26 protein-coding genes and 1 rRNA gene are annotated in these 17,653 nt (G+C 44.3%); 26 read left to right on the top strand and 1 reads right to left on the bottom strand.

From position 1 onward, the window contains the following. From AB5N96_RS03230 to salA, 24 genes are all read left to right on the top strand, one after another. The gene (locus AB5N96_RS03230; RefSeq protein WP_094942199.1) at positions 1-186 is read left to right on the top strand and encodes a type Z 30S ribosomal protein S14; all 186 of its coding nucleotides are present in this window, start codon (positions 1-3) and stop codon (positions 184-186) included. Between the two features lie 29 nt (positions 187-215). Then, positions 216-614: a 30S ribosomal protein S8 gene (rpsH, locus tag AB5N96_RS03225; RefSeq protein WP_204591514.1), complete on the top strand. Its 399-nt coding sequence runs from the start codon at positions 216-218 to the stop codon at positions 612-614. Positions 615-644: 30 nt separating this feature from the next. Beyond that, positions 645-1,184, top strand: coding sequence for a 50S ribosomal protein L6 (gene rplF / locus AB5N96_RS03220; protein ID WP_204591516.1), 540 nt, complete (start codon positions 645-647; stop codon positions 1,182-1,184). A 31-nt stretch (positions 1,185-1,215) separates the two neighbouring features. Further along, positions 1,216-1,575: a 50S ribosomal protein L18 gene (rplR, locus tag AB5N96_RS03215; RefSeq protein ID WP_204591518.1), complete on the top strand. Its 360-nt coding sequence runs from the start codon at positions 1,216-1,218 to the stop codon at positions 1,573-1,575. Between the two features lie 21 nt (positions 1,576-1,596). Continuing rightward, entirely contained in the window at positions 1,597-2,097 is a 501-nt protein-coding gene (gene rpsE / locus AB5N96_RS03210) for a 30S ribosomal protein S5 (protein ID WP_204591521.1), read from the top strand. Positions 2,098-2,111: 14 nt separating this feature from the next. After that, positions 2,112-2,294: a 50S ribosomal protein L30 gene (gene rpmD, locus AB5N96_RS03205; protein WP_204591523.1), complete on the top strand. Its 183-nt coding sequence runs from the start codon at positions 2,112-2,114 to the stop codon at positions 2,292-2,294. Positions 2,295-2,328: 34 nt separating this feature from the next. Further along, positions 2,329-2,769, top strand: coding sequence for a 50S ribosomal protein L15 (rplO, locus tag AB5N96_RS03200; RefSeq protein ID WP_100354151.1), 441 nt, complete (start codon positions 2,329-2,331; stop codon positions 2,767-2,769). Beyond that, complete coding sequence (gene secY, locus AB5N96_RS03195; protein ID WP_204591524.1) at positions 2,769-4,061, top strand: preprotein translocase subunit SecY; 1,293 nt, start codon at positions 2,769-2,771, stop codon at positions 4,059-4,061. The genes rplO and secY overlap by 1 nt, the downstream gene beginning before the upstream one ends. 63 nt (positions 4,062-4,124) lie before the next feature. After that, the gene (locus tag AB5N96_RS03190; RefSeq protein ID WP_204591526.1) at positions 4,125-4,778 is read left to right on the top strand and encodes an adenylate kinase; all 654 of its coding nucleotides are present in this window, start codon (positions 4,125-4,127) and stop codon (positions 4,776-4,778) included. A 306-nt stretch (positions 4,779-5,084) separates the two neighbouring features. Beyond that, positions 5,085-5,303, top strand: a complete 219-nt coding sequence (gene infA / locus AB5N96_RS03185) for a translation initiation factor IF-1 (protein ID WP_016429904.1) — start codon at positions 5,085-5,087, stop codon at positions 5,301-5,303. Between the two features lie 37 nt (positions 5,304-5,340). Then, complete coding sequence (rpmJ, locus tag AB5N96_RS03180; protein WP_003247619.1) at positions 5,341-5,454, top strand: 50S ribosomal protein L36; 114 nt, start codon at positions 5,341-5,343, stop codon at positions 5,452-5,454. A gap of 18 nt (positions 5,455-5,472) precedes the next feature. After that, positions 5,473-5,838, top strand: a complete 366-nt coding sequence (gene rpsM / locus AB5N96_RS03175; RefSeq protein ID WP_204591530.1) for a 30S ribosomal protein S13 — start codon at positions 5,473-5,475, stop codon at positions 5,836-5,838. Between the two features lie 25 nt (positions 5,839-5,863). Beyond that, positions 5,864-6,253 (top strand): 30S ribosomal protein S11, encoded by a 390-nt coding sequence (gene rpsK, locus AB5N96_RS03170; protein ID WP_094942188.1) that lies wholly within the window; start codon positions 5,864-5,866, stop codon positions 6,251-6,253. Between the two features lie 103 nt (positions 6,254-6,356). After that, entirely contained in the window at positions 6,357-7,301 is a 945-nt protein-coding gene (locus tag AB5N96_RS03165) for a DNA-directed RNA polymerase subunit alpha (protein WP_204591532.1), read from the top strand. Positions 7,302-7,354: 53 nt separating this feature from the next. Further along, on the top strand, positions 7,355-7,735 hold the full coding sequence (rplQ, locus tag AB5N96_RS03160) for a 50S ribosomal protein L17 (protein ID WP_094942187.1): 381 nt from the start codon (positions 7,355-7,357) through the stop codon (positions 7,733-7,735). 309 nt (positions 7,736-8,044) lie between these two features. Then, a complete protein-coding gene (locus AB5N96_RS03155; protein WP_204591534.1) occupies positions 8,045-8,887 on the top strand; it encodes an energy-coupling factor ABC transporter ATP-binding protein in 843 nt (280 codons plus the stop codon). Next, positions 8,863-9,738, top strand: a complete 876-nt coding sequence (locus AB5N96_RS03150; RefSeq protein WP_392455483.1) for an energy-coupling factor ABC transporter ATP-binding protein — start codon at positions 8,863-8,865, stop codon at positions 9,736-9,738. The genes AB5N96_RS03155 and AB5N96_RS03150 overlap by 25 nt, the downstream gene beginning before the upstream one ends. Then, positions 9,738-10,535, top strand: coding sequence for an energy-coupling factor transporter transmembrane component T family protein (locus tag AB5N96_RS03145; RefSeq protein WP_499704624.1), 798 nt, complete (start codon positions 9,738-9,740; stop codon positions 10,533-10,535). Before AB5N96_RS03150 ends, AB5N96_RS03145 begins: the two co-directional genes overlap by 1 nt. 10 nt (positions 10,536-10,545) lie before the next feature. Next, complete coding sequence (truA, locus tag AB5N96_RS03140; protein WP_499704623.1) at positions 10,546-11,292, top strand: tRNA pseudouridine(38-40) synthase TruA; 747 nt, start codon at positions 10,546-10,548, stop codon at positions 11,290-11,292. Between the two features lie 165 nt (positions 11,293-11,457). Next, the gene (rplM, locus tag AB5N96_RS03135; protein ID WP_204591543.1) at positions 11,458-11,895 is read left to right on the top strand and encodes a 50S ribosomal protein L13; all 438 of its coding nucleotides are present in this window, start codon (positions 11,458-11,460) and stop codon (positions 11,893-11,895) included. A gap of 22 nt (positions 11,896-11,917) precedes the next feature. Further along, positions 11,918-12,310 (top strand): 30S ribosomal protein S9, encoded by a 393-nt coding sequence (gene rpsI / locus AB5N96_RS03130; RefSeq protein ID WP_094942181.1) that lies wholly within the window; start codon positions 11,918-11,920, stop codon positions 12,308-12,310. Positions 12,311-12,700: 390 nt separating this feature from the next. Beyond that, positions 12,701-13,663, top strand: a complete 963-nt coding sequence (locus AB5N96_RS03125; RefSeq protein ID WP_499704622.1) for a nuclease-related domain-containing protein — start codon at positions 12,701-12,703, stop codon at positions 13,661-13,663. An 81-nt stretch (positions 13,664-13,744) separates the two neighbouring features. Next, a complete protein-coding gene (locus AB5N96_RS03120) occupies positions 13,745-14,173 on the top strand; it encodes an N-acetylmuramoyl-L-alanine amidase family protein (protein WP_499704804.1) in 429 nt (142 codons plus the stop codon). A gap of 20 nt (positions 14,174-14,193) precedes the next feature. Next, entirely contained in the window at positions 14,194-15,243 is a 1,050-nt protein-coding gene (salA, locus tag AB5N96_RS03115) for an iron-sulfur carrier protein/transcriptional regulator SalA (RefSeq protein ID WP_392455488.1), read from the top strand. Positions 15,244-15,288: 45 nt separating this feature from the next. Here the strand turns inward: salA and AB5N96_RS03110 are convergent, their stop codons facing one another. Further along, positions 15,289-15,825, bottom strand: coding sequence for a GerD family protein (locus AB5N96_RS03110; protein ID WP_499704621.1), 537 nt, complete (start codon positions 15,823-15,825; stop codon positions 15,289-15,291). A gap of 131 nt (positions 15,826-15,956) precedes the next feature. On the opposite strand from AB5N96_RS03110, the gene AB5N96_RS03105 reads away from it, so the two are divergent. Continuing rightward, a complete protein-coding gene (locus AB5N96_RS03105) occupies positions 15,957-16,631 on the top strand; it encodes a KinB-signaling pathway activation protein (protein ID WP_204591555.1) in 675 nt (224 codons plus the stop codon). A 556-nt stretch (positions 16,632-17,187) separates the two neighbouring features. Then, positions 17,188-17,653 (top strand): 16S ribosomal RNA (locus AB5N96_RS03100); the annotation flags it as partial.

Here is a 17,653-nt window from a genome sequence, read left to right as displayed (position 1 = left end):
GTGGCTAAAAAATCAATGATCGCTAAACAAAAACGTACGCCAAAACATCCAGTGCAAGCCTACACACGCTGTGAGCGTTGTGGACGTCCGCACTCTGTATATCGTAAATTCAAGCTTTGCCGTATTTGTTTCCGTGAGTTAGCTTACAAAGGACAAATTCCAGGCGTTAAAAAAGCAAGCTGGTAATCCCCTAAACTGGGAAGGAGGTAAATGTAATGACAATGTCAGATCCAATTGCAGATATGCTGACTCGCATTCGTAATGCGAATATGGTTCGTCACGAGAAACTAGAAGTGCCTGCTTCAAACTTGAAGAAGGAAATCGCTGAAATCCTAAAGCGTGAAGGTTTCGTCCGTGATGTAGAGTATGTAGAAGATAGCAAACAAGGTATCATCCGTATCTTCTTGAAATACGGTCAAAATAACGAACGTGTTATCACTGGCTTAAAACGTATTTCTAAACCAGGTCTTCGCGTTTACGCGAAAACTAGCGATGTTCCTAAAGTACTTAACGGTCTTGGGATCGCATTAATTTCAACTTCACAAGGTCTTGTAACTGATAAAGAAGCTCGTGCTAAACAAGTTGGCGGAGAAGTCGTCGCTTACGTTTGGTAATCCGTAACAAATGAATGGAGGTGCAACAGCATGTCTCGCGTAGGTAAAAAAGTTATTGAAGTACCAGCTAACGTTACCCTGACAATTGCAGATGACAACACTGTCACTGTAAAAGGTCCTAAAGGTGAGTTAACTCGTACGTTCAACCAAGATATGAAAATCGAACAAGAAGGCAACACACTTTCAGTAGTGCGTCCGTCTGAGTCGAAAGAACATCGTACAGTCCACGGAACAACACGTGCGTTACTAGCTAACATGGTCACTGGTGTTTCTGAAGGATTTACACGCAGTCTTGAATTAGTTGGGGTAGGTTACCGTGCACAATTACAAGGTAAGAAACTTGTACTTAACGTAGGTTACTCTCACCCAGTTGAATTCACACCTGAAGATGGTCTTGAAATCGAAGTTCCTTCTAACACGAAGGTAATCGTTAAAGGGATCAACAAAGAACGCGTTGGAGCATTAGCTTCTAACATCCGTCAAGTACGTCCTCCAGAGCCGTATAAAGGTAAAGGAATTCGTTATGAAGGCGAAGCCGTTCGTCGTAAAGAAGGTAAAACAGGTAAATAATGCTCGTAAGCATTAGAAAGGAGTGACCACTGTGATTACGAAACAAGATAAGAATCAAGTTCGTAAGAAACGTCATGCACGTGTTCGTACAAAAATCACGGGAACTGCTGAGCGTCCACGCTTAAACGTATACCGTTCTAATCAACACATTTATGCACAATTGATTGATGATGCTTCTGGTGTAACACTAGCTAGCGCTTCAACAATGGAAAAAGACTTTGACGGTGCTACAGGTAATGTAGAAGCTGCAGCGAAAGTTGGCGAAGCAATCGCTAAACGCGCAGTAGAAAAGAACGTTACTTCTGTTGTATTTGACCGTGGAGGTTACTTATATCATGGACGCGTGAAAGCATTAGCTGATGCTGCACGTGAAAATGGCTTAGAATTTTAAGAAGAAGGAGGGAAATACATCATGCGTGCTATTGACCCAAACAAATTTGAATTCGAAGAACGCGTAGTAACAATCAACCGTGTTGCTAAAGTTGTAAAAGGTGGACGTCGTTTCCGCTTTACAGCATTAGTCGTTGTTGGTGACAAAAACGGACATGTTGGATTCGGTACTGGTAAAGCACAAGAAGTGCCAGACGCAATCCGCAAGGCTGTTGAAGACGCGAAGAAAAACTTAATCGAAGTACCAATGGTAGATGGAACTACACCTCACCAAGTGCTTGGCCACTTTGGCGCTGGTTCGATCCTAATCAAACCTGCTGCACCTGGTACAGGAGTTATCGCTGGTGGACCGGTTCGTGCTGTACTTGAGCTAGCTGGTATCACTGACATTCTTTCTAAATCACTAGGTTCTAACACACCAATCAACATGGTTCGCGCTACTGTTGAAGGTTTAACACAACTGAAGCGTGCTGAAGATGTTGCTAAGCTTCGTGGTAAATCAGTGGAAGAACTATTAGGATAAGGGGGGAATTGACAATGACAAACAAATTAGAAATCACCCTAACTAAAAGTTTGATTGGTTCAAAGCCTAACCAACGTAAAGTTGCTGAGGCACTTGGTCTTCGTAAGATGCACCAAACAGTTGAACATCAAGACAATGCTGCAATTCGTGGAATGATCACGAAAGTAGCTCACCTAGTCACAGTTAACGAGAAGTAATTCTCTGATTTTACAATTAAGGAGGTGCCACCAGTTGAAACTACATGAGTTAAAACCAGCTGAAGGTTCACGTAAAGAACGCAACCGCGTAGGTCGTGGTACAGGTTCTGGTAACGGTAAGACATCAGGTAAAGGTCACAAAGGGCAAAACGCTCGTTCTGGCGGTGGAGTACGCCCAGGATTCGAGGGTGGACAAAACCCATTGTTCCGTCGTTTACCAAAACGTGGATTTACAAACATTAACCGTAAAGAATATGCTGTAGTCAACCTAGATGCGCTTAACCGTTTCGAAGAGGGCACAGAAGTTACACCTGCTCTTCTTATTGAAACAGGTGTAGTGAGCAAAGAAAGATCTGGAATCAAGATCCTTGGTAACGGAACTCTTGATAAAAAGCTTTCTGTTCAAGCTCACAAGTTCTCTGCTTCCGCTAAAGAAGCAATCGAGAACGCAGGCGGATCTGTCGAGGTGATTTAATGTTTCAAACAATCTCTAACTTTATGCGTGTGCGAGATATTCGAAATAAAATTCTTTTCACGTTAGCAATGCTCGTCATCTTCCGTTTGGGAACGTTCGTACCAGTACCAAACGTTGATGCAGACGTGCTGCGTGCTTCTGATGAGTTAGGGATTATTGGATTCCTAAACATTTTCGGTGGGGGCGCGTTGGTCAACTTCTCTATCCTAGCGATGGGAATTATGCCATACATCACCGCATCTATCATTGTGCAATTGCTACAGATGGATGTTGTCCCGAAATTTACAGAGTGGGCAAAACAAGGAGAAGTCGGGAGACGGAAACTTGCACAATTCACTCGTTATTTCACAATCGTACTTGCGTTTATTCAAGCAATCGCTATGTCATACGGGTTCAACCAAATGTATAGTGGCCAATTGATTCAAGACGACGGCGTAATGACATATGTTGTTATCGCAATCGTATTGACTGCTGGAACAGCATTCTTGCTATGGTTAGGTGAGCAAATTACAGCTCATGGAGTGGGTAATGGAATTTCTATTATCATCTTCGCGGGTATCGTAGCTGCCATCCCAACAGCAGTAAACCAAATCTACGCTACGCAAATTGAAGGAGCGGGCGATGCCTTATTCATCAATCTTGCAATTCTCGCATTAATTTTATTGGCAATCATCGCTGTAACTGTTGGTGTTATCTACATCCAACAAGCACTTCGTAAGATTCCAATTCAATATGCAAAACGTGTAGCCGGCTCGTCATCCACTGGCGGTCAGCAAACACACTTACCATTAAAAGTTAACGCGGCGGGAGTTATCCCGGTAATCTTCGCATCTGCTTTCTTAATGGCGCCGCAATCACTTACACTGTTCTTCGGAACGAACTCGTTCACTGAAACGATGACACGTGTACTTGATTACACACAGCCGATCGGTATGGTATTGTTCGTTGGTTTGATTGTTGCCTTCACATACTTCTATGCATTCATTCAGGTGAATCCAGAGAACGTGGCAGACAACTTGAAAAAGCAAGGAGCGTACATTCCGGGGATTCGTCCAGGAAGCCAAACGCAAGATTATTTAACAAGTGTGCTTTACCGCTTAACATTTGTTGGGGCAATTTTCTTAGCAGTGATTTCAATCATGCCTTTGTTATTCATTGAATTTGCAGGTCTGCCACAAGCAGCGCAAATCGGTGGAACAAGCTTGATCATCGTTGTAGGGGTTGCACTAGAGACAATGAAACAGCTAGAGTCACAACTTGTGAAGCGTCACTATAAAGGGTTTATGAAGTAAGAGGTTGAAATGGGGACAATGTGTTCCTCTTTCGACCTATTGATGAGAGGGAGGAAAAAACGTATGAATATCGTTTTAATGGGTTTGCCAGGTGCCGGTAAAGGTACGCAAGCAGATAAAATTGTTGAGAAGTACGAAATCCCTCATATTTCTACAGGCGATATGTTCCGTGCGGCTATTAAAAACCAAACGGCATTAGGTCTTGAAGCAAAATCGTTTATGGATCAAGGTGCTTTGGTACCTGATGAAGTAACGATTGGTATCGTTCGTGAACGCTTAAGCCAACCGGATTGTGAAAAAGGATTCTTGTTAGATGGTTTCCCACGCACAGTTCCTCAAGCAGAAGCTTTGGATGCGACACTTGCTGATTTGAACAAATCAGTGGAACATGTCATCAACATTCAAGTGGAGCAAGAAGAGTTGATTAAACGTTTAACTGGTCGTCGCATTTGTAAAGAGTGTGGCACTGCTTATCACTTAGTCTTTAATCCTCCACAAGAGGAAGGCAAATGTGATAAAGATGGTGGCGAATTGTATCAACGTGCGGATGATAATCCAGAAACGGTCACCAACCGTCTGGAAGTAAATATGAAGCAAACACAGCCATTGCTCGATTTTTATAGCGACAAAGGCGTGTTGACAAATATTGATGGTCAGCAGCATATTACAAAGGTGTTTGCTGATATCGATGCTCTATTAACAAACCATCGCAAGTAACCCCGGTTCTAGTCTTCGGACGCCCGGGTGGTATGCAACAAGAAATTGTTTTTCTCGAGAGCTGCAAAAGCATATTGCGCCCGGTATACGAACGGATGGTGGGAAAGTGTACAACTGCCCATCGGAAGGGGTATAATGGGTTTCGTGGAAGCATCGATTGCTTTATGCGAAGCCTTACGAGTGTCTTTCGATCATCTCTCATGCTTTCCAGACATATGCTCTCAGCAGACGATCGTACCTGTATGAAGCAACGACAACATCGAATGGGGCTTCGGCTTGATTTGTATAAGAAGGGAGACTGGGTTGATGGCGAAAGATGATGTAATTGAAGTCGAAGGAACAGTAGTTGAGACTTTGCCAAATGCTATGTTCAAGGTAGAACTTGAAAATGGCCACACAATTTTGGCACACGTTTCTGGAAAGATCCGGATGCACTTTATTCGAATTCTTCCTGGAGACAAAGTCACAATTGAACTATCTCCTTATGATTTAACTCGCGGTCGTATTACGTACCGTTTTAAATAATCTTTTGCACTCCGGACTATTAAGGAGGTTAGGTTAGATGAAAGTGAGACCATCTGTAAAACCGATCTGCGAAAAATGTAAGGTTATTCGCCGACGCGGTAAAGTAATGGTAATCTGTGAAAACCCTAAACACAAACAAAGACAAGGTTAATTTGAAGGAGGTGCACTCATGGCACGTATTGCTGGTGTTGATATTCCTCGCGATAAGCGCGTTGTAATTTCATTAACATACATTTATGGTATTGGTAAAAACACGGCTCAGAAAGTTTTAGAAGCTGCTGGCGTATCTCAAGATACTCGTGTACGCGATCTAACTGAAGATGAGCTAAACAAAATTCGTGAATCAGTCGGTGCGTTTAAAGTAGAAGGAGATCTTCGTCGTGAAATCTCTCTAAACATCAAACGTCTAATGGAAATCGGTTCATTCCGTGGTATCCGTCACCGTCGTGGTCTACCAGTTCGTGGACAAAATACGAAGAACAATGCGCGTACGCGTAAAGGTCCTCGTAAAACTGTAGCGAACAAGAAAAAATAATCGGTAAAGGAGGTTTCTTCTCAACATGGCACGTAAACAACAAACTCGTAAACGTCGTGTGAAAAAGAATATCGAGTCTGGTATTGCTCACATCCGTTCTACATTTAACAATACAATCGTTACGATTACTGACATGCAAGGAAATGCCCTTTCATGGTCAAGCGCTGGAGCACTAGGATTCCGTGGTTCACGTAAATCTACTCCATTCGCTGCACAAATGGCTGCTGAAACAGCTGCAAAGGGTTCTATGGAACACGGTTTGAAAACGTTAGAAGTAACAGTAAAAGGTCCTGGTGCTGGTCGTGAAGCTGCAATTCGTGCACTTCAAGCTGCTGGTCTAGACGTAACTGCTATTAAAGACGTAACTCCAGTTCCACATAACGGTTGCCGTCCACCAAAACGCCGTCGCGTGTAATAGGTGAAACTGCATCATTTATTGGACTGATGAAAATCAGCAACGATCGAATTCATGATGGCAAGTCCTATACATTCGATGTTTTGAGGGAGGGTAAAGTAGTATGCTGGAAATCGAAAAACCAAAGATTGAAACGATAGAAATCAGCGAAGATGCGAAATATGGCAAATTTGTTGTTGAGCCGCTAGAACGTGGGTATGGAAATACTTTGGGGAATTCACTACGCCGCATTCTTCTGTCTTCTTTACCAGGAGCTGCAGTGACTTCTATTCAAATTGATGGTGTACTTCACGAGTTCTCAACTATTGAGGGCGTTGTAGAAGATGTTGCATCTATCATTATGAACGTGAAAAAACTTGCACTTAAAATCTATTCCGATGAAGAAAAAGTCATCGAAATTGATGTCAAAGGTGAAGGGTCAGTAACTGCTGCGGATATTACGCATGACAGTGATGTTGAAATTTTGAACCCTGAACTCTATATCGCAACAATCGGCAAAAACGGACACCTTCGTATGCGTCTTTATGCAAACCGAGGCCGTGGCTATACTCCTGCTGATCAAAACAAACGTGAGGATCTTCCTATCGGCGTAATCCCGATCGACTCTATTTACACTCCAGTTTCACGCGTTAATTTTCAAGTAGAAAATACTCGTGTTGGTCAATCGACGAACTACGATAAGTTATCGCTTGATGTGTGGACAGATGGCAGCACCGGTCCAAAAGAGGCGATTTCGCTTGGAGCTAAAATCTTAACGGAGCACTTGAACATCTTTGTTGGCATGACAGATGAGGCAAAAACTGCTGAAATCATGGTCGAAAAAGAAGAAGATCAAAAAGAAAAAGTCTTGGAAATGACAATTGAAGAGCTTGATCTTTCTGTACGTTCTTACAACTGCTTAAAGCGCGCTGGAATCAACACGGTTCTAGAACTTGCGAACAAGTCAGAAGACGACATGATGAAAGTACGTAACCTTGGACGTAAGTCACTTGAAGAAGTAAAAGCGAAGTTAGATGAGCTTGGCTTAGGATTACGTAAAGAAGACTAAGCGCTAAATTTGATTCAGCTAGATAATTATTGAACTAAAGGAGGGAAACATCCATGGGTTACCGCAAACTTGGACGTACAAGTTCTCAGCGTAAAGCGATGTTACGTGACTTAACTACGGACCTAATCATCAACGAGCGTATTCAGACAACTGAAGCACGTGCGAAGGAATTACGTTCTGTAGTTGAAAAAATGATCACATTAGGAAAGCGTGGCGATCTTCATGCTCGCCGTCAAGCTGCTGCTTACATTCGCAACGAAACAGCTGTGAAAACAGATGAAGAAGGCAATGAAACATCAGTATACGCTTTATCTAAACTATTTGATGATGTAGCACCACGCTACGCAGATCGTCAAGGTGGTTACACACGTATCATGAAAGTTGGTCCACGTCGTGGAGACGGCGCACCAGTAGTAGTGATCGAATTAGTGTAAGACAATGAGAGAGGGTTTAGGGTTCACCCAGACTCTCTCTTTTTCAAAAGATTTATACGACAATTAAAAAGGCTGAGCGTTACGATGAGCGGGTCCTCCGGGGCGGCGTCTCGTCTAGCTCTACGCACCTCATCGAGCAGACTGCCTTGAGCAAGCGGCCTGTTAAACCCTGAAGAGCGCACTGATGAGGTGCGCGCTTTTTTATTACCTAAAAATAATGGTAGTAGTTCGGAAGGAATGCATTCCCGGTGCATTGCTTCGGACTTATTACAAAAAGTCGAGATTAGTTGAGTAGAGGAGGAATAGGACATGACAACCGTTGTAAAACTTCAAGACGTATCATATACGTATCCTTCAGATGAAGTCGTGAAACCAGCTGTTTCCCACGTCTCCTATTCGGTTGAGCAAGGAGAATGGATTGCGATTGTCGGCCATAACGGGTCGGGTAAATCAACAATGGCAAAATTGATCAACGGATTATTGTTTCCGAGTGAAGGGGTCGTCGAGTTATTTGGCCAGCCTTTGAATGAGGACACGTTATGGGAGAGCCGTTCGCAACTTGGAATGGTGTTCCAGAACCCGGATAACCAATTTGTCGGAGCTACTGTTCAAGATGACGTAGCCTTCGCATTAGAAAATAACGGCATTGTCTATGAAGATATGGTGGAGCGTGTGCACTCTGCTTTGCAACAAGTGCAGATGGCGGACTTTTTAAATCAAGAGCCCCATCACTTATCAGGTGGACAGAAGCAACGAGTGGCCATCGCGGGGGCTATTGCCATGCGACCTAAATTACTCATTTTAGACGAAGCGACGTCGATGCTCGATCCACAAGGGCGCCGAGAAGTGATTCAAACACTTCAAATGCTGCGTGAGTCGTCTGAAGTGACCGTATTATCGATTACACATGACCTAGAAGAAGCGATGCTTGCGGACCGGGTCATTGTCATGAACGGCGGCGAAAAGTTCCTTGAAGGTCGTCCTGAAGAAGTATTTGCGAATCGGGAACAAATTACGAAGCTGGGCCTTGATTTACCATTTGCAGCAAACGTTGCGAATCTTCTTCGTGCACGTGGAGTCGATGTGCCAGCTACAATCATGTCAGAGAAAGAATTGGTGGAAGCATTATGGACATTACACTCCGACAAGTAAGCTATGCCTATGCGGCGGGGACACCTTTTGAAAAACGTGCACTTCATGAGGTGGATCTTACCATTCCAACGGGCAGTTACCAAGCCATCATTGGTCACACAGGCTCCGGGAAGTCGACTGTCTTACAGCATTTGAATGCCATTTTAAAACCGACTGCCGGAACTGTGACGATTGGTGAGAAAGTGATCGAGGCAGGGGTCAAACCGAAAGAATTAAAGTCTGTGCGCAGTCGTGTCGGCATTGTATTCCAGTTTCCAGAGCATCAATTGTTCGAAGAGACAGTAGAAAAAGACATCATGTTTGGTCCGATGAACTTTGGCGTGCCAGAAGAAGAAGCTCGTCGACGTGCCCACGAATTAGTTGGGCTACTGGGTTTGCCAGAAGGAACATTACAGAAGTCGCCGTTTGATCTATCCGGTGGCCAGATGCGCCGAGTAGCGATTGCTGGCGTTCTTGCGATGGATCCAGACGTCCTTGTACTCGATGAACCGACAGCTGGACTTGATCCACGCGGTCGGAAAGAAATCATGAACCTGTTCGCCCGTCTACACGAAGAGAAGAACTTGACGACGATTCTCGTGACACACAGTATGGAAGATGCTGCGCGCTACGCGGACCGTGTGGCCATCATGCACAGTGGGCGATGCGTAGTGGAGGGGACGCCGCAAGAGGTGTTTGCGCAAGACGAGTTGTTGCGCGACTTCCGCTTGGAGCTTCCTCAGTCTGTAAAACTCCAACGTGAATTTGAAACGATTACAGGTCAGGCATTTCCGGTGCTTTATTTGACAGAAGAGACCCTGGCTGAAGCGATTGCCTCGCATTTTGAGCAAGAAAGTGAGGGAACGCGCTGATGTTAGAAAAAATGATTTTTGGTCGCTACATCCCTGGCGACTCGATCGTGCATCGCATTGATGCACGTGCAAAGTTGATTTTTGTGTTCCTGTTCATCGCCATCGTATTTTTAGCCAATAGCTGGATCACGTATGGTTTGTTGATTCTGTTTACGTTATTCATTGTGCGTCTTTCAGGCATCCGTTTTTACTTCATTGTGATGGGGCTCAAGCCGGTCCTCTTCCTGCTCATTTTCACGTTCTTATTGCATACATTCTTCACAAAAGAAGGAACGGTGCTACTTGACCTTGGGTTTACAGAAATCTACACAGGTGGAGTTATCCAAGGGGTTTTCATCGCCATCCGTTTCTTTGTCCTCGTCGTGATGACAACGATCTTGACGCTGACGACAACGCCGATTTCGATCACGGATGCATTAGAACTGTTATTGAACCCATTGAAGAAAATCAAAATGCCCGTCCATGAGCTGGCATTGATGATGTCGATTTCATTACGCTTTATTCCGACATTGATGGATGAGACGGACAAGATCATGAAAGCGCAAATGGCACGTGGATCGGATATGACGACCGGACCTTTCAAAGAACGTTTAAAGGCCGTCGTTCCCTTACTGATTCCGTTGTTTGTCAGTGCGTTTAAACGAGCAGAAGACTTGGCGACTGCGATGGAAGTACGCGGTTACAAGGGCGGGGAAGGCCGAACACGGTTCCGCCAGCTTGACTGGAAGATGCGCGACACAGGAGCAATTGTTGTGTTGCTAGGTCTAGCGGTCGCTCTTGTCTTCTTGCGTAGTTAGGAGGAGCGATATGCGATTACGTGCAACAATTAGTTACGATGGCAGCGGCTTCTCTGGCTATCAAGTTCAACCGAATGGACGGACCGTGCAAGAAGAGGTCGAGAAAGTGCTGACCAAGATGCATCAAGGAACGTTTACACGTATCACGGCGAGTGGACGAACGGACACAGGCGTTCACGCAACCGGTCAGGTCATCCATTTTGACAGTCCACTCACAATTCCGCCTACAGGGTGGGTGAAAGGTTTAAATGCTCAACTTCCTGCAGATATCCGTGTACTTGCGGTCGAGCAGGTCGCGGACGATTTTCATGCCCGCTACCATGTCTGTTGGAAGACCTATCGCTACAAGTGGACGTTAGAGGCCATCCCTATGCCATTCGAGCGTCATATGCTCTCTCACGTTCCTGGAAAGCAGCCGGACGTCTCACGCATGCAACAGGCGGCCCAGGCTCTACTAGGAGAACATGATTTCCGAAGCTTTAGTGCAGCGAACACAAGCATTCAAGATTTCGTACGGAAGATTTATGATGTGCGTCTGGAGTCCCATGGCAATCAATTGCATCTTGTTATTACCGGCAACGGCTTTTTATACAATATGGTCCGGATTTTAGCGGGCACATTGTGGGAAATCGGAATCGGCAAGAAGCAGCCAGAAGACTTGGCAGGAATCATCGCTGCAAAAGACAGGGGCAAGGCCGGAAAAACCGCGCCACCACAGGGCTTATATTTAGAAAAAGTAGGTTACGAAGAGCTGTAGCAACTTTTCCAGGTGTTTTTTGAAAATCGCTTGACAGAATGTCGTATCTGTTATACGATGATGTATGGTATTTTCAAAACCCCACAAATAAGCCCCGAAACTTAATTGTTAGGTTAAATAGAAAATTCAAGAACGAATAAGATCGTTATTAGGAGGACAATATACATGCGTACAACATTCATGGCTAAAGGTCACGAAGTAGAGCGTAAGTGGTTAGTTGTTGACGCGGAAGGCCAAACTCTTGGTCGTCTAGCTTCAGAAGTAGCTTCAATCTTACGTGGGAAAAACAAACCAACATTCACACCAAACGTTGACACTGGTGACAACGTGATCATCATCAACGCTGACAAAATCGAATTAACTGGTAACAAATTGCAAGACAAAATTTACTACCGCCACACACAATTCACTGGTGGTCTTAAGCAACGTACTGCACTTGAGATGCGTACGAAGTACCCAACTCAAATGTTAGAACTAGCAATCAAAGGCATGCTTCCTAAAAACTCTTTAGGTCGTCAAATGTTCCGTAAGCTTCACGTTTACGCTGGAGCAGAACACCCACATGCAGCACAAACACCAGAAGCATACGAGCTTCGCGGATAATCATTAAGAGGAGGACATACCCTTGGCACAAGTTCAATATATCGGCACAGGCCGTCGTAAAAGCTCAGTCGCTCGCGTACGTTTAGTACCAGGCGAAGGAAAAATCATCATCAACAAACGTGAAGTAGCGGACTACGTTCCATACGAAACGCTTGAGCAAATCATCAAACAACCACTAGTAACTACTGAAACTCTAGGTAGCTACGATGTACACGTAAACGTAAACGGTGGAGGATTCACTGGTCAAGCTGGTGCTATCCGTCACGGTATCGCACGTGCTCTACTAACTGTAGACCCAGACTTCCGCGGTAAATTAAAATCTGCTGGATTCTTAACACGTGACCCACGTATGAAAGAGCGTAAAAAGCCAGGTCTTAAAGGCGCTCGTCGTGCACCTCAGTTCTCAAAACGTTAATTGTTGGAGCCGATTCAAACCCATCTTCGCTTATCGCGAGGGTGGGTTTTTTGTTTTGTTAGAAAGGGCTTTGAGTAGCTAAGGGCTTACTAGAAAGAGCTTAAGTAGCTAAGGGCTTGCTAGAAAGGGCTTAAGTAGCTAAGGGCTTACTAGAAAGGGCTTAAACATTTTGGGGGGTTCGCTGGATTAGTTTCCATAATATGAAGAAGTGGTGAACAAGAAGATTTAGACGTCGAATCTCGCCCCTTAGACCTCGAACATCTCGGACACAATTGGTGAAACTCCCGACACAATAACCGAACCATCAGACATAGTCTCAGTTTCTTAAACCAATTAAAGGAAGAAATGAATGTACACCTATTTCATAAGGTGATATTCTACTAAAAAGGAGTGATTGCTATTTACATTCACCACACTACCTCGTTCATCTCTGCTCTTGAAATCTTCTACGCTCAACTCCCGCACTATCACCCTCAAAAAAGTTATATAGAATCTCAACTAAAAAATATTAAAACGGGTGAGAGAGGCGAATCTAAAGTTTTTCGTTATCTGGAAGAAGTGACTTTTAAAGAACCCCCGATGATACTTCGTAATTTTATAACACAGGTTCATACGCGACGAGTGATTCAGATCGACTTAGTGATCATCACGCGAAGATACATTCTTTTAATTGAAGTGAAAAATATTGCAGGGCATATTAAGTTCAATTCAGTACCTGCTCAACTAATTCGTACATTACCAGAAACACCTCCGCAAGCTTTTGATTGTCCATTTACTCAGCTAGATCGAAATTTAAATGGCTTCTCTACACTCTTTCCAGATTTACAATTACCTATTTATACTGCTCTTGTTTGGGCAAACGCTTCTGCTACATTTGATTTTTCATCCCAACCTCCTCACACTTTTATAACACTTAAGAGGTTACCTCTATTCGTTCAACAGCTCGAGCAACTTCCACTAGTTCTACCTGATAATGAAGTCCAAAAGTTACAACAAAAAATAATAACTAAAACTCAATTTTTTCAAGAAGTACCATTCTCTAAAAGGTATAGGATTGAGCGAGCTGAACTACTTGAAGGATTATTCTGTCCAACATGTCATTCTGCTCTAAAAAGATTCGTTAGAACCTGGGTATGCAAAGTCTGCAATGTGAAAGCGCATGAACTGATTGCGCTAAATATTCTCAGTCAATTTGCAATTCATGGGCCGGTTTTAAGTATTTCTGAAATTCGTAAGCAGCTACCAGAGATAGGGGCGGATGCTATACGCAAAGTATTATTACAAGCTGGTTATGCTGCTGAAGGAAATACTAATGCAAGAGTTTATAGAAAGAAAATTGAGGGAGGAGATTAGTTTCCATAATATGAGGAAGTGGTGAACAGGCGGATTTAGACGGCGAATCTCAGCCGTTAGACCTCGAATCTCTCGGACACAATTGGTGAAAATCCCGACACAATCCCCGAACCTCCCCGATTCTGCCATCCCACGTCATACCCAAAACCCCACCCGCATACACTGCATCAAAAAGGAGTCGGGGCACAAGTATTCTTCCATGAGGAAGGGGAAGTGAACGGGGAGTCACTCGCAAAAGCCATTCAAGCTACCCTCCGTGACACGCTACAAAATACAGAACGAGAAGCGATGGGTATTCGCCAAATCTATCTGCTTAAAAAAGCCAATGCCCCCTCTGCGTTAGTCGAAACAGGATTTATCAGCAATGAAGAAGAACGCGCACTCTTGCAAACACCAGAATATCAGCAAAAAATTGCACATGGCATTGTCACTGGCCTCGAACAATTTTTCCAGTTGCAAGCACAAGCAACCCCTACTCCACAAGGGTATGCTATACTAGTAGACGACTAGGAAAAAAAGGGGTTTTGAGCATGCTAACCGAACAAGAGGTACGGGCTCTTCTTGGAAAACTCGAAGATCCGTTTCTACATAAAACACTTGAAGAAACAAACGGAATTCTGTCCGTTAAAATCAAAGAAGAAAAGAATTACGTAAGCGTCAAAGTCGCAATCGCAAAAACAAATACAGCAGAACAAATGCAACTTCAAACAAAAGTTGTCGATACACTAAAGAGTGCGGGTGTGGCTACAGTCGGAATCCGTTTCGAAGAACTTCCACAAGAAGCACTTGAGCAATTCCGTGGCCAACTTGGCGCAGCAGCAGAAAGCCTCACATCTCCTGCAACAAGCGTGAAGATCATTTCAATCGCTTCTGGTAAAGGTGGCGTAGGGAAATCAACTGTTTCCGTAAACTTAGCAGTTGCACTTGCACGCCTAGGAAAAAAAGTAGGCCTTGTCGACGCAGATATCTACGGATTCAGCGTGCCAGACATGATGGGTATTCGTGAGAACCCACAAATTAAAGAAGACCGAATCATTCCAGTGGAACGTAAAGGTGTCAAAGTCATTTCTATGGGCTTCTTCGTAGAGAACAACGCACCAGTCGTTTGGCGCGGACCGATGCTTGGAAAAGTTCTTGATCAATTCTTCAAAGATGTAGAGTGGGGAGAACTTGATTTCCTTCTATTAGATTTACCACCCGGAACAGGTGATGTCGCTTTAGATATTCATCAGATGCTTCCGGCTTCAAAAGAAATCGTCGTCACAACACCACACCCAACAGCCGCTTTCGTAGCAGCACGAGCTGGGGCAATGGCTCTACAAACCGACCACGAAGTTATTGGCGTCATCGAAAATATGGCATGGTATGAATCGAAGTCAACGGGTGAACGTGAGATGGTGTTCGGAAAAGGTGGAGGACCGAAACTTGCGGAAGAACTTCGCACAGAGTTATTGGGTCAGATTCCACTTGGGCAACCTGACTGGAACAACGAAGACTTTGCACCGTCTGTTTATGAAGAGTCACATCCAACGGGCAAACTTTACAATGAAATCGCACAACAAGTTATCGAACGCGCATAATCAAAAGGCAGTATTCTCATCAGTCGAGAATACTGCCTTTTCTTGTTACTGGCCCCCACCACCAGCTTGACCACCGCCAGAACCGCCACCACCAGCGCCACCATCGCCTGACGAGCCACCTGCACGATCTCCTCCACGAGAAGGACCGCCTTCAGATCCACCGGTACCTTTTCCAGCTTCCGCCGCTTTCATCACAAGATCTTGCCAATACGCTGTCCAAACAGGATTTTGAATCGTTTCTTCTACAACTTTTTTCATCTCTTCTCGCAAACTGCTCGACTTCAACAGCTTCTCCAGTTCTTGCTGCTGTGTCGGTTGTTTCCAAAACTCTTCCCACTCTTTCATATACGCGGGGTCTGTCATCAATTGCTTCATCAATTCTTTCTGCTGAGCCGTCATACTCTTTGCCATCGAGTCCATAAATTTCGGGTCTTGCATCGAATGTTCCCAAAAAGCTTTGCCATCCTCTGTTTGCTGCACATCAATTACCATCTTTTTCGTTTCATCGTATGTCGACTTTTGCTCAAATGGAGAACAAGCACCTAGAATCAAAATCGATAGTAGTAGCAGCCAAACGCGCATCATCCTCACCTCTTTTTCAATTAGTGTTCACAATTGATAGGGAATTATGCAAGAACTGGCGTGATTCATAGATTTTTATCTAAATAATTTGATACAATCGAGAAGAACTAGAAAGAGATGGAGGATTTTTCGTGACTATACGAAATTGGTTTAAATTTTTTGTACGCGCGATGCTCATCGGTGGACTTATCACAGGTGTGCTCGGCTTATTTATACGATGGGACGATGCATTCGCCCAATACTTCCAAGCGGGTGAGTGGGGAGAATTCACAGCGGCTTTTGTCTTTATGGTCGTTATGGGGTTCACTGTAAGTGTTATTGCTCAGATGGGATTTTTTGCGTATTTAACAATTCATCAGATGGGCGTCAATATTTTTAAGAGCCTTACACTTTGGAACTGGGTCCAGGTTTTACTTATCATCATTGTCATCGGAGATTTAATCATCTTCCGATTCCGCCCAGGATCAGCATCCACTGAACAGTTACTATTGTATCTTGGACTACTTCTTGTCCTGATTGGAACTGGTGTGACCGTTGCCATGATCAAAGCACGTCTGACAAAGAAACATGCATTGATTTCTGCGATGTTCTTCATGATTGTTATTTCTACATTAGAATGGTTGCCAGTGCTCATGGTACGCGCTGAAGGTGTGGATAGCTGGGTGACATTATTGTTATTCCCAATATTGGCGGTCAACGCATTTCAACTTCTGGCGTTACCGAAGTACAACAAACAATCTGAAATTGACCTTGCGAAGCGTGAAGAACGACGCAAAGCTCGGAAGCAGCAAGCCGCTCAACAATAAGTTGAGTGGTTTTTTTATTTCGAAGTAGAGGAAAGGGTGAGGAGCTCTATTATCTTGTCCTTTGGAAATTAAATGGTCTTTATTTTCATATAACGCTGAAATCGGTATATACAGCTTGATTTAGGTAGCTGGAGAAATTGATTCTACGTGTAAAGACAATAAGCTTGCCGGATATGTTGTGCCAATCTATTGTCGGACTAACATCATCTTGTGATTGAATCAGAAATTGAAAAAAGTAACGAAAAAGTTTCGAAAAAGCGTTGACGTTCTGTCCGAAACGATGCTAAGATACAGAGGTCGCCAAAACAAGACGAAACAAATAGTTGACAACACATCGAATGTTTTGTTACTATATGAAAGTTGTCCCAAGACGACATATGAACATTGAAAACTGAACATGCAAGACGTCAAGATAGAGCGTCACCGCCCCGACCCCCGTTGGGTGTGCGTGACGCAAACACGAACCAAGTCGCTTCCTATAAACGGTTGTGATGGACGTTCAAAAATGGACATCATTATGATGCCAGCAACAAAATGAGCTTCTATTAAGTTCTCTTTTATGGAGAGTTTGATCCTGGCTCAGGACGAACGCTGGCGGCGTGCCTAATACATGCAAGTCGAGCGGAATCTGGAGGAGCTTGCTCCTCCAGATTCAGCGGCGGACGGGTGAGTAACACGTGGGCAACCTGCCCTGTAGATTGGGATAACTCCGGGAAACCGGGGCTAATACCGAATAATCCACCAGACCACATGGTCCGGTGTTGAAAGGCGGCTTCGGCTGTCACTACAGGATGGGCCCGCGGCGCATTAGCTAGTTGGTGGGGTAACGGCTCACCAAGGCGACGATGCGTAGCCGACCTGAGAGGGTGATCGGCCACACTGGGACTGAGACACGGCCCAGACTCCTACGGGAGGCAGCAGTAGGGAATCTTCCACAATGGACGAAAGTCTGATGGAGCAACGCCGCGTGAGTGAAGAAGGTTCTCGGATCGTAAAACTCTGTTGTGAGGGAAGAACAAGTA

The organism is Chryseomicrobium imtechense (genome assembly GCF_041475995.1).
Classification (GTDB): Bacteria; Bacillota; Bacilli; order Bacillales_A; family Planococcaceae; genus Chryseomicrobium; species Chryseomicrobium aureum.
Note: the sequence above shows the minus strand (reverse complement) of the source record. Positions and strands in the feature narration are given on the sequence as shown.